Genomic DNA, 17,415 nt, shown 5'->3' on the forward strand with positions numbered 1-17,415 from the left:
CCCGCGCGGTGTCGCGGCTGGTCAGGACCGTAGGGAGGGTGCCTGGAGCGGTCGTATCACCCACCTGTGCCGAGGCTGTGGGCGGCCGTCAGGAGGCCGTGGCCGGGTGCCGGCCAGCCGGTCAGGCGGGCAGCAGCAGGCCGTCCGCGAGCAGGCCGCGCGCCGCGGGCAGCACCTCGGCCGCGACGCCCGCGGCGTCCACGCCGAGCAGCGCACCGAGCGCACCGACGATCTGCCCGACGGTCAGCTCCCCGTCGCAGGCGCCGACGAACCCGGCGAGCGCGGTGCCCGCGCGCACGGTGCGCCCGAAGCCGCCGCCCTGCCGCAGCAGCACCACCTGCGGGTCGACGTCGCCGGGCCGCAGGTACCGCTCCTCCGTCACGTCCGGCGCGACGCGCAGCCGTGCCGCCGCGAGCGCCGCGTCGTCCTGCCCGCGCAGCAGCTCCTGCGCGGCCAGGCTCGCCCCGATGGCCGGGCCGAGAGGCTGCCGCACGGTGCCGGTGACCTCCTCGAGCCGGCGCACCAGGGGACCGTGCGACCCGGGCCGGCGCAGGACGACGATCCCGAACCCGATCGCCTCGACATCGCGCGACGCGAAGTCGTCGAGCCACGCGGCGTACCGGGTGCGCCACGCCTCCGGGTCCCGGTCCGGCGTCGTCCCGCCGTCGCGGATCCACGTCTCGGCGTACTGCGCGGGGTCCTGGAGCTCGCGCTGCACCACCCAGCCGTCCAGCCCGGACGCGTCGAGCCACGCGCCCACCCGCTCGTCCCACCGCTCGCCCCGGCGGACCTCCCAGTTGCCGAGCAGCTGCGCGACGCCGCCGGGCGCGAGCACCCCGCCGACGGACGTCACGAGGTCCGCCACGACGGCGTCCCCGGTGCGGCCCGCGTCGCGGTACTCGTACGTGGGCACCTCCCCGGCCGCCCGCGGCGTGATCACGAACGGCGGGTTGCTCACCACCAGGTCGAACCGCTCCCCGGCGACCGGCTCCAGCATCGACCCGAGCCGCAGGTCGAGCGCGCCCACCCCCGCCAGCGCGGCGTTGAACCGGGCGAACGCCAGCGCCCGCGCGGAGATGTCGGTGCCGACCACGGACGCCGAGTGCCGCGACGCGTGCAGGGCCTGGATGCCGCAGCCCGTGCCGAGGTCGAGCGTCCGGCCGCGCGGGTCGCGCACCGTCACCTGGGCCAGCGTCGTGGACGCGCCCCCGACGCCGAGCACGTGGTCGGTGCGCAGCGCGCCGCCGGTCGCCAGCTCACCCAGGTCCGACGCGATCCACCAGTCCACGGCGCCGGCGCCGTCCTCGGCCTCGTAGGGCCGCAGGTCGACCAGCGCCCGCACCTCGTCGTCCGGGGCCGAGCCCGCGGCGGACACGAGCCCGAGGCGCCGCGCACCGTCGACGCCGAGGGTGGGCAGCGCGGCGGCCAGGCGGGACGCCGGCACGGGGACCCCGAGCACCAGCGCGCGGACGAGCGTGGCCCGCGGGTCGGTGGCGGCGGCCGTGACCCGCAGCGCCGGGACCGCCTCCTCCCGGTGCAGCGCCGCCGACGCCACCGGGCCGAGCAGGTCGGCGACGCCCGCGACCGTGAAGCCCGCGCCGGTGAGGTCGGCGCGCAGGGCGTCCAGCAGGTCGACGGGGGCGGCGTCCGGGGAGGTGGGGGGCTGCACCCGCCCATCCTCCCCGATCGCCGTCGTCAGGCGCGCCGCCTCCGGACGAGGACGACACCGAGCGCGATGACGAGGACCGCCGCCGCGAGCAGGGCCGCGAGGCCGCCGGGCCCGGTCACCGCCAGGACCGCCGAGGCGGGGCCGCTCGGCGCGGCCTCGCCCGCCGGGCCGGCCGGCGCGGGCGGGTCCACCGGGTCGACGGGGTCCACCGGGTCGACCGGGTCCACGGGCTCGACCGGCTCCGTCGGCTCGGGCGTCGGGACCGGTGGGTCGGAGGCACGGACCTGGACGCTCGCCGACGCGGACGAGGCGAGGTGGTTCGTGTCGCCGGCGTACCGGGCCTCGAGGGCGAGCTCGCCGGGCACGACCGCCGGGGCGGGGACCTCGGTCGCGTACGAGCCGTCCGCCCCGAGGTCCGCGGTCGCGACGACCTCCCCGGCGGCGAGCAGCTCGACGGAGCCGCCGGGCACCGTGCCGTGCTCGCCCGCGACGGTCCCGGTGACGGGCAGGGCCTCGCCCGCGGGGCGCGACGCACCCGGCCCCGGGTCGACCGTCGTGGTGGTGGCGGCCGGCAGCACCCGCAGGAGCGCGGTCGCCGTCGCGACGACCTCGCCGCCGGCCTCGCGCCGCACCGCGACCGCCACCTCGTGGTCGCCCACGTCGTACGCCGCGGCGGCGACCGACGCCGTGACCGTGGCGCCGTCGCTGGTGACGCCGCCGAGCTCCACCCCGTCGACCGCGACGGAGGCACCGGCCGGCACCAGCCCGGACACGGTCGCCGTCAGGGTCGCGGGCAGGCCGTAGGTGACGGTGACGTCCGGCACGGCCACCTCGACGGGCTCCGGCACCACCGCGTCGAACAGGTAGACCTTGCCGCTGGCGCTCGCCCCGGTCGCGAAGGCGGCCACGAGGGCCCGGCCCCCGGAGACGGCCACCCCGCCGCCGATGTCGCTGCTCCCGAACCGCGCGCCCGGCTCCATGTCGGAACCGCGCAGCGTCTGCACCGGCTCCACCGTCTGCCGCAGCAGCCCGCCGTCGTCCGGGATCGTCGGGTCGACCGCCGCCGGGTCCAGGACGTGCACCTCGCCCCGCAGCCCGTCCGCGGCGCTGTAGGCCGAGGCGAGCAGCGCGTCCGTGGTCGCGTCGACGCGGTACCCGAACCCGTACGAGTGGGCCGGCGGCATGAGCTTGCCGCCCACCCGGGCGGGGGCCGCCGCGTCGGACGGGTCGTACACGTACACCGCGCCCTGGGTCGTGGTGCCCGAGTCGATCGAGGAGACGTTGTAGCCGCCGACCGGGTCGGCCGGGTCCTCGGCGGTGTAGTTCACCTCGAGCGGCGAGCCGACGTAGAGCCGGCCGCCCGCCAGGGCGAGCGCGTAGCCGAACGCCGGCCCGCCGCCGTTGCCGGGCGGCACGGAGCGCATCTCCTCCCCGACCGGCTGGGAGGTCAGGGACGGCCCCGCGTCGAGCGCCGCCGTGTCCCACAGGTACACCCCGCCGACCCGGAACTGGCCGCCGTAGAAGTCCAGCGTGCGCCGCAGCTGGGGGGCCCCGACGGCGACCCGCCCGTCCGCGACGTCGACCGCCTGGCCCGCGATCGAGTCGCCGACGACGAGCTCCGGCGCCGGCAGCAGCGGCCGCGACGTGCCCGCGTCGAGGTCGAACAGGTACGCGAGGCCGGCGTTCGCCCGCCCGTCGACCGTCGAGTTGGGCGCGCCGACGACGAGCGTGCCGCCGTCCAGCGCGACGGTCTCCCCGAACGTGCGGACCAGGCCCACCCGGGGGTCCGCCGGGGCCTCGAGCACGCGGTCGACCGCCCACTCGTCCGGACCGGTCCGGGTGTAGACCACGACGTGCTGCGAGGTGATCGCCCCGACGACGACCCGTCCCGCGTCGGCGTCGACCGCCACGGAGACGCCGTAGCCCCGCACGTCCGCGGGGACGGGCAGGTCGGTGGTCGTCCAGTCGGTGGCGGCGGGGCCGGTCCGGCGCGCGACCTGGACCAGGCCGGTCCCGGCCGCGCCGCGCGAGTCGTAGCGCCCGGTGTAGACGGCGAGGTCGCCGTCGAGGTCGAGCCCGTACCCGGTCGCACGGGGGTCGGGGACGGTGAACGTCCGGGTCTCCTCGAGCGAGGGCGGGGCGGCGACGGCGGCGGGGGCGAGCAGCACGCCGACGGGCGCGGCGAGCGCGGCCACGACGGCGGTGGCGACCAGACGGGTCGGGATCACGGGAGGGTCCTACGGAGCGCACCGGTCCGCACGGCGACGCACCGGGTTCGACGGGCTCGACGGACGCCTCCAGCGTCGACGCGGCCCCGGTACCTCCCGTGCCACTGAGTGGTGCCGGCCGCGGTACCGACCCGTGCCGTCGCGGGAGCGGGTGCGGATTGAGGTGGCCGTCGCGCGGACCTGAGTGGCCGCTACTCAGTAGTGTGCGGCGCCGGGGTGCGACGCCCGTGTCAGACCGGCAGCGGCTCCCCGCCCGGGCCGTCGCCCGCCGGGGCGTCGTGCGGCACGGTCTCGTCCTGCCAGCGCGTCGCGTACCAGCCGGTCGGGCCGCCGGTCTCGAGCGTCACGACGCCGGTGTTGTCCAGCACCTGCACGACGTCCGACCGCGTGTGGAGGTTGGCGGCCCGCGTGATCGCCCACAGCCGGATCACCGCGCCGTGGCTGACGGCCGCGACGGTGCCCGCCCCGGTCGCGAGCATCTCCTCGACGACCGCGTCGAACCGCTCGAGCGTGGCGCGGCCCGTCTCGCCGCCCGGCATCCGCGCGTCGAGGTCCCCGCCCGCCCACGCGAGCATCGTGCCGAGGTACCGCTCCACCGCGTCGGCGTCCGTCCGCATCTCCAGGTCACCGGCGAGCACCTCGCGCAGTCCCTCGCGGACGGTGACGTCCAGCCCGTGGGGGCGCGCGACCTCCGCGGCCGTCGCCCGGGCACGGTCCAGGTGGGAGGCGTACACCGCGTCGAGCCGCTCGGCCGCGAGCACCTCCCCGACGGCGCGGGCCTGCCGCTCGCCCTCGGGGGTCAGCGCGGCGCCGGGCGCCCCCGTGTCGAGCGCGTGCCGCAGGTTCGAGCCGGTCTGGCCGTGGCGGACGAGGTGCAGCCGCATCACGCCTCGCAGTTCTCGGTCAGGTAGGTGCCGATGCGGTCGGACGCGTCCGCGAGCCCCTCGGCGTCCGCCGAGCCGGAGAACTCGGTGAGCGCCTGGTCCAGGGCCGCCTGGTCCGTGGTGTCCACCGACTGCAGCGCGTCGTCCAGCTCCGCGAACGCCGTCGCGAACGTCCGCCAGTCGTCGGCGATCTCCGAGGGTGGGTCGATCGACTCGAACCCCTCGCGCTGCTGCGCGATCGCGTCGGCGAACGCCTGCGGGTCGTCGCCGAGCGCACCCGAGGCGTCGATGCCCGCGAGGGCGTCCTCGGCCTCCGAGCAGAACCGCTCGGCGTCGTCGCCGCCCGAGCAGGCGGCCAGGGCCAGCGGGAGCAGCACGAGCAGGGAGGCGGTGCGGGGCAGGCGGCGGCCGGGGCGGCGGGTCCGGGTCATACCGACAGCCTGCCCGACGTCCGCCGGGCGGTCGAGGCGGGAGCGCACGCCCCGGGCGCCGTCACGACGCCGGCAGCCGGACCTCCCGCTCCAGGCGCGCCTCCTCGTCCACGCGGGCGGCGCGCAGCCGCGAGGCGATGACCGCGCCGAACGCGACGCCGGCGGCCAGCACCGCGATCGTCAGCCGCAGCACGGGGTTCGCGTCGTCCCCCAGCGACACGGCGACGACCGCCGGCGCGACGAGCAGCGCGACGAGGTTCATCACCTTGATCAGGGGGTTGATGGCCGGGCCCGCCGTGTCCTTGAACGGGTCGCCGACGGTGTCCCCGATGACGACGGCGGCGTGCGCGTCCGACCCCTTGCCGCCGTACCGGCCGTCCTCGACCAGCTTCTTGGCGTTGTCCCACGTGCCGCCGGAGTTCGCCAGGAAGACGGCCATCAGCACGCCCGAGCCGATCGCCCCGGCCAGGAACCCCGCGAGCGGCCCGATGCCCAGGCCGAACCCGACCGCGACCGGTGCGGACGCCGCGAGCAGGCCGGGCGTCGCGAGCTCACGCAGCGAGTCCCGGGTGCAGATGTCGACGACCTTGCCGTACTCGGGGCGCTCCGCGCCGGTCATGATCCCGGGGTGCTCGCGGAACTGGCGGCGCACCTCGAACACGATCGCACCGGCCGCGCGGGTCACCGCGTCGATCGCCAGGCCGGAGAACAGGAACACCGTCGCCCCGCCCAGGATCACCCCGACCAGGGTCACGGGGCTGATCACCTGGTAGTCCGTCATCGCCAGGACGATGTCGCCCGGCGCCTGCGACATCCGCAGGTCCGCGACCGCCCCGGCCACCGCGTCGGCGTACGAGCCGAACAGGGCGGTCGCCGCGAGCACGGCCGTCGCGATCGCGATGCCCTTGGTCACGGCCTTCGTCGTGTTCCCGACGGCGTCGAGGTCCGTGAGGATCTGCGCGCCCTCCTCGGTGACGTCGCCGGACATCTCCGCGATGCCCTGGGCGTTGTCGCTCACCGGTCCGAAGGTGTCCATCGCGACGATCACGCCGACCGTCGTCAGCAGGCCGCAGCCCGCGAGCGCCACCAGGAACAGCGAGAGCGCGATGGACCCGCCCGCCAGCAGGAACACGCCGCAGATCGCCGCCGCGATGATGCCCGCCGTGTACACGGCCGACTCGAAGCCCACCCCGATGCCCGACAGCACGACCGTCGCCGCCCCCGTCTGGGAGGTCCGCGCCACGTGGATGGTCGGCTTGGACGTCGTGCCCGTGAAGTAGCCGGTGACCCACAGGATCAGGCCGGCCAGCACGACGCCGATCGCCACCGCGCCGGCAGCCACCAGCCGCGGGTCGCCGCCGTGGTCCCCCAGGCCCGCGGTGCCCGCGAGCGCCGAGAACGACGACGGCAGGTACGCGAACGCCGCCACGGCCGCGAGCACCGCGCCGGCGACCGCCGCCACCGCGAACCCGCGGTTGATGGCCGTCAGCCCGCTCTCCTCGCCCCGGACCCGGGTGACGAGCACGCCGAGCGCCGCCACCAGCGCGCCGATCGCGGTGACGATCAGCGGGAACACCAGGCCCTCCTCGCCGAACGCCGCCCGGCCGAGGATCAGCGCCGCGACCAGCGTCACCGCGTACGACTCGAACAGGTCCGCCGCCATGCCCGCGCAGTCCCCGACGTTGTCGCCCACGTTGTCCGCGATCGTCGCGGCGTTGCGCGGGTCGTCCTCGGGGATGCCCTGCTCGACCTTGCCGACGAGGTCCGCGCCCACGTCCGCCGCCTTGGTGAAGATGCCGCCGCCGACCCGCATGAACATCGCGAGCAGCGCGGCGCCGAACCCGAAGCCCTCGAGCACCGCCGGCGCGTCGCCCCGGTAGAGCAGCACCACGACCGCCGCGCCGAGCAGGCCCAGGCCCACCACCGACATGCCGACCACGCCGCCCGTGCGCAGCGCGATCCGCGCGCCCTCCGCCCGGCCCCCCGGCAGCGACGCGGCCGCCGCGACGCGCACGTTCGCGCGCGTCGCCAACCACATGCCCAGGTAGCCGATCGAGGCGGAGAAACCCGCGCCGACCAGGAAGAACACCGACCGGCCGATCTTCACCCCCGCGTCGCCCGGCAGCAGGAACAGCAGCGCGAACACCACCACCGCGAACAGCACCAGCGTCCTGAGCTGCCGCGACAGGTACGCCGCCGCACCCTCCTGCACCGCCGCGGCGATGGACCGCATGGCCGCGGACCCCTCGTCCGCCGCGAGCACCTGACGCCGCAGCACCACCGCCACGACCAGCGCCGCGACCGCGACGGCGGCGATGACCCAGACCACCACGAGACTCGCCGGACCGAGATCGACCATGCATCCTCCTCGGACACGGGCACGGCCTCCCCCGACCGCCCCCGACCTCACGCCGCCCCGTTGCCGCGTGGAGGACGCCACTGTAGCCACCAAACCCCCGGCCGGCGGGGTGGAGCGGCGTTGCTCCGTCCGGGTGACATCCGGACCCGCCCCCCAACGGAACGCCCCCCGCGGACCGTCGACCAGCCATGACACTCGGAGGACGGGTCGGCGGACGGCTGCCCGACCGGGACGGAGCGGCACGGTGAGCTGGCAGGACGACCTCGCGGCGTTCGTCCGCGACCGCGGACCGGCCCTCATCGGCTACGCGAGGCTGCTGACCGGCGACACCGCGAGCGCCGAGGACCTCGTCCAGGACGCCGTCGTGCGCGCCTGGACCCGCCGCCGCGCCGGCCACGACATCACCTGGACCGAGGCCTACGTCCGCCGTGCCGTCCTCACCGGCTGGATCGACCAGCACCGCCACGACCGCGTCTCGCGCGACAACGCCCACCTCGTCGCGCCCGCCGCCACCAGCCCCTCCGCCGAGAGCACCGTGGTCGACCAGGTCAGCGTCGCCGCCGCCCTCGAGACCCTGTCGCCACGGCAACGCGCCTGCACCGTCCTGCGGCACTACGACGACCTCACCGTCCCCGAGATCGCCCGCAGGCTCGACCTGTCCGAGGGCGCCGTCAAGCGCTACCTCTCCGACGCCGCCTCCCGTCTCAGCACCCTGCTCGGCATGCCCGACCTCGACACCGAGGACCTGTCCACCACGAACGGAGGCGGACGATGAGCGACCACCTGCACCGCGCGCTCGACGACCTGGTCGACGGTGTCGCGACCGCGCACCGCGACCTCCCCGACGCAGGCCTTCCCCTCGCCGACCTCATCGCCCGCACCCGCCGGGGGCGTACCCGCCGAGCAGCCCTGACCACGGCCGCGGCGACCTGCGCCGTCCTCGCCCTGACCGGCGGCACCCTCGCGCTGCTGCCCGACCAGGCGCCCGCCCCCGCACCGCCCGCGCACACGACCACGCCCGCACCCCGGCCCTCGACGACGCCCGCACCCCGCCCCTCGACGGCGCCCACGGCGGACGACCCGGCCGCACCCACGACCACGCTGCCGACCGGCGACCCCGGCCTGCCGTTCGGGGCCTGCGGCTCCCTGGTCACCACCCCGCCCGCCGACCCCGTCGACGACCGGTGGGACACGGTGCTCGCCGTGCTCGCCGAGGTCGTCCGGCCCGGGGGACCGGTGCCGGTCGTGACCCGCACCTCGCTCGCCCTGACACCGGACTGGGAACCGCGCAGCGCGCACTTCGGGCTCTACGAGGACCGCGGACCGGACCTGCTGGTCGTCCACGACGGGATCGTCGTCGCAGCGACGGACTCCTACGGCGGCACGTGGCCCGTGATCACGGCGTACGACGTCGAGGCGTCGACGACCTCGTCCGTCTACCGGACCCACGTCCCCCTGACCTCCTGCCTCGACGGCGGTGACCTCCCCGCCGGGGAGTACCAGGTGGTCGCCGCCGCGCGCGTGATGCCCCTGGGTCCCGACCCGTCGGCGATCGGGGACGGGACGACCGCTGCCGCGGCGGCCCTCGCCGCCGAGCACCCACAGGACTGGCGACGCGTCCTGAGCGAGCCCGCCACGGTGACGATCGCGGCGGACGGGGCCGTCACGACGCCGGCTCCTCCCTCGGAGGACGTGCGCCTGGCCGCCGAGCCCGCGTGCGGTGCCGCCGTCCCGGATCTCACGACCGGCGGCGCCTTCGACCTCGACGCCGCCCCCGTGGCCTCGGTCGTCGCGGGTCAGGAGCTCGACGCCCCCGCGACCCTGACCTACCGAGGGCCGTCACGCCTGCGCGCCTACCTGCGGACCGGTGTCCAGTACTGGCTCGAGCAGGACGGGGTGGTCGTCGGGACCAGCCGCCCCGCCTCCGCGGACCTGTGGGCCTCGGTCGACCTCGACACCGGGTCGGTGCTCCCGGTCCCCGACCGCACCGACCTGGAGCGGTGCGACGCGACGGGCTCCGCCACGGAGGAGGCGCTGCCCCCGGGCACCTACACCGTCCACCCCGTCGTGCCGGTGACCGCCGCCGAGCTGCGGACGCCGGAGGGCGTCACCCCGCTCGCCGTCCCCGAGGGGCCCGTGGTCGTCGTCGCCGGGGAGCCGTTCGAGATCGTCATCCGGTGAGCCCGCGCCGCGCCGCCGGGTCGGCGTCGGGCGCGCACGGGGACCGTCGACGGGGCACGCGGACCGTCCACCGGGCAGGACACTCGTCCCGGACGCCACGCACGGCGCGGCGGTGCGATGTCGGGAGGTCGCGCCCGTCCGTCCCGGACGTGCCGGATCTGCCCGGCGGCGGCGCACAACCTCCGGGGCCCGCGGGTCGTCTCAGCAGGTGAGGGGCAAGACGAGGAGAGGACGACCGTGCCGCACGGGGACGAGATGATCGCAGCACTGGCCCGCGACCGCGGGCGGGCGCTGGTGGCCTACGCGTACCTGCTCACAGGCGACCTCCGCGACGCGGAGGACCTGGTGCAGGACGCGCTGGTCAAGACGGTCGTGCGCACGCGCACGGGCGTCGACCTGCAGACCGTCGAGGGGTACGTGCGCCGCACGATCCTCACGACGTTCGTGGACGGACGGCGCCGGGCCCGGCGGTGGCGGGACCTGCTGCCGCGGCTCGCGGGCCCCGAGGAGACGCTGCCCGACCTCGCCGACGGGGTCACGGTGCGGCAGGAGGTCCGTGCCGCGCTCGCCGAGCTCCCCGCACGCCAGCGCGCCTGCACCGTGCTGCGCTACCTCGACGACCTCCCCGTCGCCGACATCGCCGACGTGCTCGACCTGAGCACCGGGGCGGTGAAGCGCTACCTGGCCGACGCCCGCGGCCGGCTCGGCCTGTCGCTGGGGAACGCCCCGGACGGGTCGACCCGCGAGGACCGAGACGAGATGGAGCACCTGCTGTGAACGACCACGACCTGTCCGAGGCGCTCGCCGACATCGTCGCGGACGCCCAGCACCACGGCGCACGTGCCCTCCCGGTCGAGGCGATCGTGCACCGGCGTCGCCGGCGCCGTGCCGCGATCCGCGGTGCGTCGGCCGGGGGCCTCGTCGCCGGCGTCGCGGCGGTCGCCCTCGCCGGCACGAGCGTGGCGGGCTGGTTCCCCGACCGCGGCGCACCGGCACTGCCCGACCCCACCCCCACGACCTCGGCCGCACCCGGCACCGCGGCGTGGCCCGTGTGCGGCGAGCCGCTGCCCGCGGGCGCCGGCGACCTCGCGGTGACCGCGCTCTCCCCCGCGCAGGGCACGGCCGCCGGGCCCGTCAGCGTGCAGGTCGCCGTCGACGGGCCGGGAGCCGCCGAGCTGCCGGACCTGGCGGGCGGCGGTGCCGCGCTCGCCGTGCTGCGCGACGGCCGGGTCGCCGCGCTGCTGCCGACCACCGGCGAGCCCGCGTGGACCGTGACCGCCGACGGGGTGCAGCTCGCGCTGAGCGGCGCGCTCGACGACTGCGGTGCCCCGCTGGCCGCCGGCACCTACACCGGTGCGGTGGCCGTGCGGACCGCCGGTGGCACCGCCGTCTCGGACCCGGTCGAGGTCCGCCTCGACCCCGGCGAGGCGCCGACGGGAGCGGCGGACGACGCGCCCTCCGGCGGCGGCTCGGGCAGCGGGCGCCCCCTGATCGACCCGAACCGCAACCGCATGGAGATGGTCGAGGTCGAGGGGTACGACCCGGACGAGGCCGACGGCTCCGAGACGCTCGCCGACGGCGACTACCTCGCGATGCTCACGGCGGTCGACCCCGCCGCCCGGACGATCACCGTCGACGTCGCGCAGGTGCTGACGCCGCAGGAGACGGTCGAGCACCGGATGGCGACGCTCGGCATGACCCGCGAGGAGGCCGAGCACGAGGCGCCCGCGGTCGAGTGGCTGAACGAGTCGACGCGCCTGCGCACCCTGCCGGTGGCGGCCGACGTGGTCGTGACCGGCGCGTGCGGCAGCGCTCCGTGGCGGGAGACCCTGACGCTCGAGCAGGTCGCCGGGCCGCGCACGTCCACGGCGTGCGTCGGCGAGGACGCGTACCCCAGCGACATCACCGTCGAGCAGCAGAGCTGGTTCTGGGTGGACGTCCGGGGCGGTCAGGTCGTCCAGGTCGTGGGGCAGTTCATGTCCTGAGGGAGTCCCTCAGTCCGTGGCCGGGGCGTCCGCGAGCGCCTCGGCCACGGTCTCGCGGATCGTGAACACCTGGGTCAGGGCGGTGATCCGGAAGACCTTGAGCAGCCGCTCCGAGTCGATGACGAGCTGCAGCCGGCCGTCGAGCCCCCGCACCCGCTTGAGCACGCCCACGAGCAGGCCGAGGCCTGTGGAGTCCATGAACCGCACCTCGGTGAGGTTCACGACGAGGTCGGTGTGCCCGGCGTCCACGAGGGACGTCAGCCGTTCCCGCAGCGCAGGAGCGGTGTACACGTCGATCTCACCCGTGACGTCGACGACCGTGCGGCCGTCGACGGTCCTGCTGGCCACGCTCACGTCCACTAGGGCTCCCCTCGGCTGTCGCGGCCATTCAAACAGACGCCGCTCACCGGGCGGGGCGTCCCCCCGCAGGCGTGTCCGGGGCTGTCACCGACCCGTCCGGCCCGGGACCGGGACGAATCGGACGGCGTCGCCGGGACGGAGCTGCGCGGCGACGTCGCGGGACGGCGCGTCGAGCACCGCGAGCACCGGGTAGCCGCCGGTCACCGGGTGGTCGGGTCCGAACACCACCGGCAGCCCGTCGGGCGGCACCTGCACCGCGCCCGGCACGAGCCCCTCGGACGGGAGCTCGCCCCGGTCCAGGCGCGGCAGTGCCGGACCGGCGAGCCGCACGGCGACCCGGTCGCTCGCCGGGGCGACCGTCCACGCCGCCGCCACCAGGGCGTCGAGCGCACCGGCCGGGAACCAGTCGGCCCGCGGCCCCGGCAGCACGCGCAGCACGGCCGGCGACGACGCCGACGGCCACGCGCGTGGCGGGTCCGGCCACGGCTGCGCGGCGGCCGCGACCGCGGAGCCCACGGCCAGCACGTCCCCCGGCCGCAGCGGCGCGGGCCCGATGCCGGCGAGCCGGTCCGCCGCGCGGGAGCCCAGCACCGGCGCGACGTCGACACCCCCGCGCACCGCGACCGTGAGCCGCAGACCGTGCGTGGCGGACCCCGTGCGCAGCACCGCCCCCGCCGGGACCCGCGTCGCGGTGTGCGGGGCGACCGGCACACCGTCGACCGTCGCCGGCACCTCCGCGCCCGCGAGCGCGACCACACCGCCGCCCGGGAACGCGAGCTCGAGGCCGCCCAGCAGCACCTCCAGCACCGCCGCGTCCGCGCGGTTGCCGACCAGGCGGTTCGCGAGCCGCCTGGCCCCGGCGTCCGCGGCGCCCGAGCGGCCCACGCCCACCGCCGCGAGCCCCGGGCGGCCGGCGTCCTCGACGAGGGCGAGAGGGCCGGTGGCGAGGACCTCGACGCCGGCCGGGGCGGGGCTGGAGGGTGCGACCGGGGCGGGGGCTGCGACCGGGGCGGGAGCTGCGACAGGGGTGCTGGGCGGGGCGTCGTCGACGGGGACGAACCGCACGCGCGTGCCCGGCCGCAGCAACGCGGGCGGGTCGCGGTCCACGTCGAAGAGCGGCACGTCGCAGGTGCCGAGCAGCCGCCAGCCGCCCGGTGTCGCCGCCGGGTAGACGGCCGCGTACTCGCCGGCGACCGCCACCGCACCGGCCGGGACCCGCTCGCGCGGGGTGGCGCGGCGCGGGACGTGCAGCGCGGGGTCGAGGCCCGTGAGGTAGGCGAAGCCGGGCATGAAGCCGCCGAAGGCCACCGTGTACGTCGACGCGGCGTGCCGGCGCACGACCTCCTCGGGGGTCAGGCCGGTCAGCCGCGCGACCTCGGCGAGGTCGGGGCCGTCGTACCGCACCGGCAGCTCCACCGCGTCGGCCGGCCGCCGGTCCGCCGGCCCGGCTCCCCCGGTCGCCCGCGCCGCGGCCCGCGCGGCCGCCGCCACGGCGTCGACCGCCGCGTCCGCCGCGGACGACGACCCGAACCGGAGCAGCACGGTCCGCGCCGCGGGGACCACGTCCACCGCCCCCGCGGGCGGCGCGGACCGCAGCGCGTCGTCCAGCGCCCGGACCTGACCGGCGCCCGCCAGGTCGACGAGCAGCGCGTCCGGTCCGTACCGCACCACGCGGACGGCGCCGTCCCCGGGCACCTCTCCTCCGCCGGGCCCCGCTCCGCCGGTGCGCGACGGGCCTCCCGCAGGGCTCGGCGTCCCGGTCACCACGTCCTCCGTCGCGGGAGCGCGGCCCCGTCCCGGCCCCGGCGCGCGCCGTGCCTCACGGCGCGACCGGCCGCAGCTCGACCCCCGCCGCCTCCAGGGCCGCGCGCACCGCCCGCGCGACCGGGACCGCGCCCGGGGTGTCCGAGTGCACGCACAGCGACGCGGCCGTGACCTCGACGTCCCCGCCGTCGACGCTCGCGACCCGTCGCTCCCGGACCATGCGCACCGCCCGGGCGGCGGCCTCCTGCGGGTCGGTCACGAGCGCCCCCGGCCGCCCGCGCGGCACGAGCGTCCCGTCCGCCCGGTAGCCGCGGTCGACGAAGGCCTCCTCGACCGTCCGCAGCCCCAGCTCGCGCGCCCGCACCAGCACCGCCGACCCGGGCAGCCCCACGACGGCCAGCCCCGGGTCGACCTGCGCCACCGCCGCCGCGACCGCGAGCGCCTGCACGCCGTCGCCGACGACGCGGTTGTACAGCGCGCCGTGCGGCTTCACGTACCCGACGCGCGCGCCCACCGTCCGCGCGACGGCCTGCAGGGCGCCCACCTGGTACGCGACCTCCTGCAGCAGCACGTCCGGCGGGACGTCCAGCGCCCGCCGGCCGAAGCCCACGAGGTCGCGGTACCCCACGTGCGCCCCGACGGCGACCCCCCGCGCCACCGCCGTCGAGCAGCGCGCCGCCATGATCGCCGGGTCTCCCGCGTGGAACCCGCACGCGACGTTCGCGCTCGTGACGACCTCGAGCAGGGCGTCGTCCGTCCCCGGCTCGCCGAGCGTCCAGACCCCCAGCCCTTCGCCGAGGTCGCAGTTCAGGTCGATGTGCACGGACCCATCCTGCCGCGCGAGCCACCCGCGCCACCGGGCGACCCGACCACCCGGCCCCGTCGCGTGGCCGCGTCCTGCCGGCGGAAGGGCGAGGATGGAGGCGTGACGGACACCGGCGGGCTGCTCGACGTGCTGCTCGCCGGAGGGCGGCGCGCGGACCGCCTCACGCACGTCCGCCACCTCCCGGCACGCCAGGGCCGCACCGCCGACTGGCCGGCCTGGTCCGACCCCGACCTGGTGGTCGGCTACCGGGCGCTCGGCGTGGACCGGCCCTGGGTGCACCAGGCGGAGGCGGCCGAGGCGGCGTGGTCCGGCCGGCACACCGTGCTGTCCACGTCCACCGGGTCGGGCAAGTCGCTCGCGTTCTGGCTGCCGTCGCTGTCCGCGGTCCGCGCCCAGGCTGCCGCACGCAGCCTTGACCCCGGGCGCATCGAGTCCGTCACCCGGCGCGGCTCCGTGCTGTACCTGTGCCCGACGAAGGCCCTCGCGGCCGATCAGCGGCATGCGCTCGACCGCCTGCTGGACGCGGCGCACCTGCGGGACGTGCGGGTGTCGACCTGCGACGGCGACACCGCCCTGGAGGAACGCCGCTGGGTCCAGGAGCACGCGGACGTCGTCCTCAGCAACCCCGACTTCCTGCACTTCGCCCTGCTGCCCCAGCACCGGCGGTGGGCCCGGCTGCTCGGGTCGCTGCGGTACGTCGTGCTCGACGAGTGCCACGCCTTCCGCGGGGTGTTCGGGGCCCACGTGGCGGCCGTCCTCCGGCGCCTGCGCCGGGTCGCGGCGGTCTACGGAGCCGAGCCCGTCTTCCTGCTCGCGTCCGCCACGACCGCCGAACCCGCCGCGAGCGCCGGGCGGCTCATCGGCGTGCCCGCCGAGGAGGTCGTGTCCGTCGCGGACGACGCCTCCCCCGCCGGGCGCAAGACCGTGGCCCTGTGGCAGCCGGCCGAGGTGCCCCCGGCCGAGGGCCCGTGGAGCGGGCTCCTCCCCGAGGACGACCCGTGGGCGCTGCCGCTGGACGAGCCCCCCGTCGACGTCGACCGGGACGGCGGCGTCGGGCAGGACGGCGGCGTCGGGCAGGACGGACCCGCGCCCGACGGACGGCCGGACGGCGCACCGACGCACGACGTGGCCCCCGCGCCGGGTCCGGACGCCGGGTCGGTCGGACCCACCCGGGAGGGATCGGGTCCTCTCGGCACCGGGGAGGACCTCGTCGCGGAGGACCCCGACCGGCCGCGTCGCTCGGCGACCGCGGAGGTCGCGGACCTGCTCGCCGACCTCACCGCCGCCGGCGCCCGGACCCTGGCGTTCACGCGCTCGCGCCGGGCCGCCGAGTCGGTCGCGACCGTCACGCGGGAGCACCTGCGGGAGGTCGACCCCGGCCTCGCGGGCGCCGTGGCCGCGTACCGCGGGGGCTACCTGCCGGAGGAGCGCCGGGCGCTGGAGGAGGCGATCCGGACCGGTCGGCTGCGCGCGCTCGCGACCACGAACGCCCTGGAGCTCGGGGTGGACATCTCGGGGCTCGACGCCGTCGTCATCGCGGGCTGGCCGGGCACGCGCGTGTCCCTGTGGCAGCAGGCCGGGCGGGCAGGGCGCGCGGGGGCCGACGGGCTCGTCGTCCTGGTGGCCCGCGAGGACCCGCTCGACACGTTCCTCGTGCACCACCCCGAGGCGGCGCTGGACGCCCCGGTCGAGGCCACGGTGTTCGACCCGGGGAACCCGTACGTGCTCGCGCCCCACCTGTGCGCCGCGGCGGCGGAGACCCCGATCCGGGCGGAGGAGCTCGACCTGTTCGGGCCGGCGACGCGCGAGCTGCTCGACGTGCTGGTGGCCCGCGGGGCGCTGCGCCGCCGGCCGTCCGGCTGGTACTGGACGCACGCCGAGCAGGCTGCCCGCCTGACCGACCTGCGGGGTACCGGGGGCGACCCGGTCCGCGTCGTCGAGTCGGTGACCGGCCGCCTGCTGGGGACGGTCGACGCGGCGGCAGCGGACTCGACCGTCCACGAGGGGGCCGTGTACGTCCACCAGGGCGCGACCTACGTCGTCGGGGAGCTGCACCTGGACGACGGTGTGGCGCTGGTCGACCGGAGGGACGTCGACTTCGGGACGTGGGCCCGGTGGGTGACCAGCACCGAGATCCGGTCGACCACCGCGGAACGCCGCTGGGGGCCCGTGACGTGGGGGTTCGGGGCCGTCGACGTCACCACCCAGGTGCTGGGCTTCCAGCGCAAGCGCATCCCGGGCATGGAGGTGCTGGGGTCCGAGACGCTCGACCTCCCCGCCCGCACGCTGCCGACGACCGCCGTGTGGTGGACGGCGCCGGTGGAGGTCCTCGAGCGGGCCGGCATCACCGTCGAGACGGCGCCCGGGGCCCTGCACGCCGCCGAGCACGCGTCGATCGGCCTGCTCCCGCTGCTCGCCACCTGCGACCGCTGGGATCTCGGCGGGGTGTCGACCGCCCTGCACGCCGACACGGAGCAGGCCACCGTCTTCGTCCACGACGCGTACCCCGGAGGCGCAGGGTTCGCCGAGCGTGGCTACGCCCTGGGCGCGACGTGGTTGCGCGCGACGCGCGAGGCGATCGCCACCTGCCCGTGCCGCAGCGGCTGCCCGGCGTGCGTGCAGTCCCCGAAGTGCGGGAACGGCAACAACCCGCTGGAGAAGGCCGCGGCCGTCCGCCTGCTCGACGCCGTCCTGGCGCACGCGCCGGCGGACTGACCGCGGCGCCTCC

13 protein-coding genes are annotated in these 17,415 nt (G+C 77.3%); 5 read left to right on the forward strand and 8 right to left on the reverse strand.

Annotated elements, in window-relative coordinates; genetic code table 11:
• Nucleotides 1-121: 121 nt before the first annotated feature.
• The 5 genes from P9841_RS09125 to P9841_RS09145 all read right to left on the reverse strand — a co-directional run bounded on the left by P9841_RS09125 (nt 122) and on the right by P9841_RS09145 (nt 7,571).
• Nucleotides 122-1,669 (reverse strand): DUF7059 domain-containing protein, encoded by a 1,548-nt coding sequence (locus P9841_RS09125; protein ID WP_283321700.1) that lies wholly within the window; start codon nt 1,667-1,669, stop codon nt 122-124.
• Nucleotides 1,670-1,695: 26 nt separating this feature from the next.
• On the reverse strand, nt 1,696-3,897 hold the full coding sequence (locus P9841_RS09130; protein WP_283321701.1) for an Ig-like domain-containing protein: 2,202 nt from the start codon (nt 3,895-3,897) through the stop codon (nt 1,696-1,698).
• Nucleotides 3,898-4,127: 230 nt separating this feature from the next.
• A complete protein-coding gene (locus P9841_RS09135) occupies nt 4,128-4,781 on the reverse strand; it encodes a histidine phosphatase family protein (protein ID WP_283321906.1) in 654 nt (217 codons plus the stop codon).
• Nucleotides 4,781-5,212 (reverse strand): hypothetical protein, encoded by a 432-nt coding sequence (locus P9841_RS09140; RefSeq protein ID WP_283321703.1) that lies wholly within the window; start codon nt 5,210-5,212, stop codon nt 4,781-4,783. Before P9841_RS09140 ends, P9841_RS09135 begins: the two co-directional genes overlap by 1 nt.
• A gap of 61 nt (nt 5,213-5,273) precedes the next feature.
• Nucleotides 5,274-7,571 carry a sodium-translocating pyrophosphatase gene (locus P9841_RS09145; RefSeq protein WP_283321704.1) on the reverse strand — a complete coding sequence of 766 codons (2,298 nt, stop codon included), beginning with the start codon at nt 7,569-7,571 and terminating at the stop codon, nt 5,274-5,276.
• A gap of 244 nt (nt 7,572-7,815) precedes the next feature.
• Between P9841_RS09145 and P9841_RS09150 the strand changes: the two genes are divergently transcribed.
• The 4 genes from P9841_RS09150 to P9841_RS09165 all read left to right on the forward strand — a co-directional run bounded on the left by P9841_RS09150 (nt 7,816) and on the right by P9841_RS09165 (nt 11,737).
• Nucleotides 7,816-8,346: a SigE family RNA polymerase sigma factor gene (locus P9841_RS09150; RefSeq protein ID WP_283321705.1), complete on the forward strand. Its 531-nt coding sequence runs from the start codon at nt 7,816-7,818 to the stop codon at nt 8,344-8,346.
• The gene (locus P9841_RS09155; protein ID WP_283321707.1) at nt 8,343-9,752 is read left to right on the forward strand and encodes a hypothetical protein; all 1,410 of its coding nucleotides are present in this window, start codon (nt 8,343-8,345) and stop codon (nt 9,750-9,752) included. The genes P9841_RS09150 and P9841_RS09155 overlap by 4 nt, the downstream gene beginning before the upstream one ends.
• A gap of 255 nt (nt 9,753-10,007) precedes the next feature.
• Nucleotides 10,008-10,529 (forward strand): sigma-70 family RNA polymerase sigma factor, encoded by a 522-nt coding sequence (locus P9841_RS09160; RefSeq protein ID WP_283321708.1) that lies wholly within the window; start codon nt 10,008-10,010, stop codon nt 10,527-10,529.
• On the forward strand, nt 10,526-11,737 hold the full coding sequence (locus P9841_RS09165) for a hypothetical protein (protein WP_283321709.1): 1,212 nt from the start codon (nt 10,526-10,528) through the stop codon (nt 11,735-11,737). Before P9841_RS09160 ends, P9841_RS09165 begins: the two co-directional genes overlap by 4 nt.
• A gap of 9 nt (nt 11,738-11,746) precedes the next feature.
• On the opposite strand, the gene P9841_RS09170 is transcribed toward P9841_RS09165, so the two are convergent.
• The 3 genes from P9841_RS09170 to P9841_RS09180 all read right to left on the reverse strand — a co-directional run bounded on the left by P9841_RS09170 (nt 11,747) and on the right by P9841_RS09180 (nt 14,684).
• Nucleotides 11,747-12,085 (reverse strand): STAS domain-containing protein, encoded by a 339-nt coding sequence (locus tag P9841_RS09170; RefSeq protein WP_502848798.1) that lies wholly within the window; start codon nt 12,083-12,085, stop codon nt 11,747-11,749.
• A gap of 96 nt (nt 12,086-12,181) precedes the next feature.
• Nucleotides 12,182-13,792 carry a 5-oxoprolinase subunit B/C family protein gene (locus P9841_RS09175; RefSeq protein ID WP_283321711.1) on the reverse strand — a complete coding sequence of 537 codons (1,611 nt, stop codon included), beginning with the start codon at nt 13,790-13,792 and terminating at the stop codon, nt 12,182-12,184.
• Between the two features lie 124 nt (nt 13,793-13,916).
• Nucleotides 13,917-14,684 (reverse strand): LamB/YcsF family protein, encoded by a 768-nt coding sequence (locus tag P9841_RS09180; RefSeq protein WP_283321712.1) that lies wholly within the window; start codon nt 14,682-14,684, stop codon nt 13,917-13,919.
• A 102-nt stretch (nt 14,685-14,786) separates the two neighbouring features.
• On the opposite strand from P9841_RS09180, the gene P9841_RS09185 reads away from it, so the two are divergent.
• The gene (locus tag P9841_RS09185; RefSeq protein ID WP_283321713.1) at nt 14,787-17,402 is read left to right on the forward strand and encodes a DEAD/DEAH box helicase; all 2,616 of its coding nucleotides are present in this window, start codon (nt 14,787-14,789) and stop codon (nt 17,400-17,402) included.
• Nucleotides 17,403-17,415 lie beyond the last annotated feature (13 nt).

It is taken from the genome of Cellulomonas sp. ES6 (assembly GCF_030053835.1).
Lineage (GTDB): Bacteria > Actinomycetota > Actinomycetes > Actinomycetales > Cellulomonadaceae > Cellulomonas.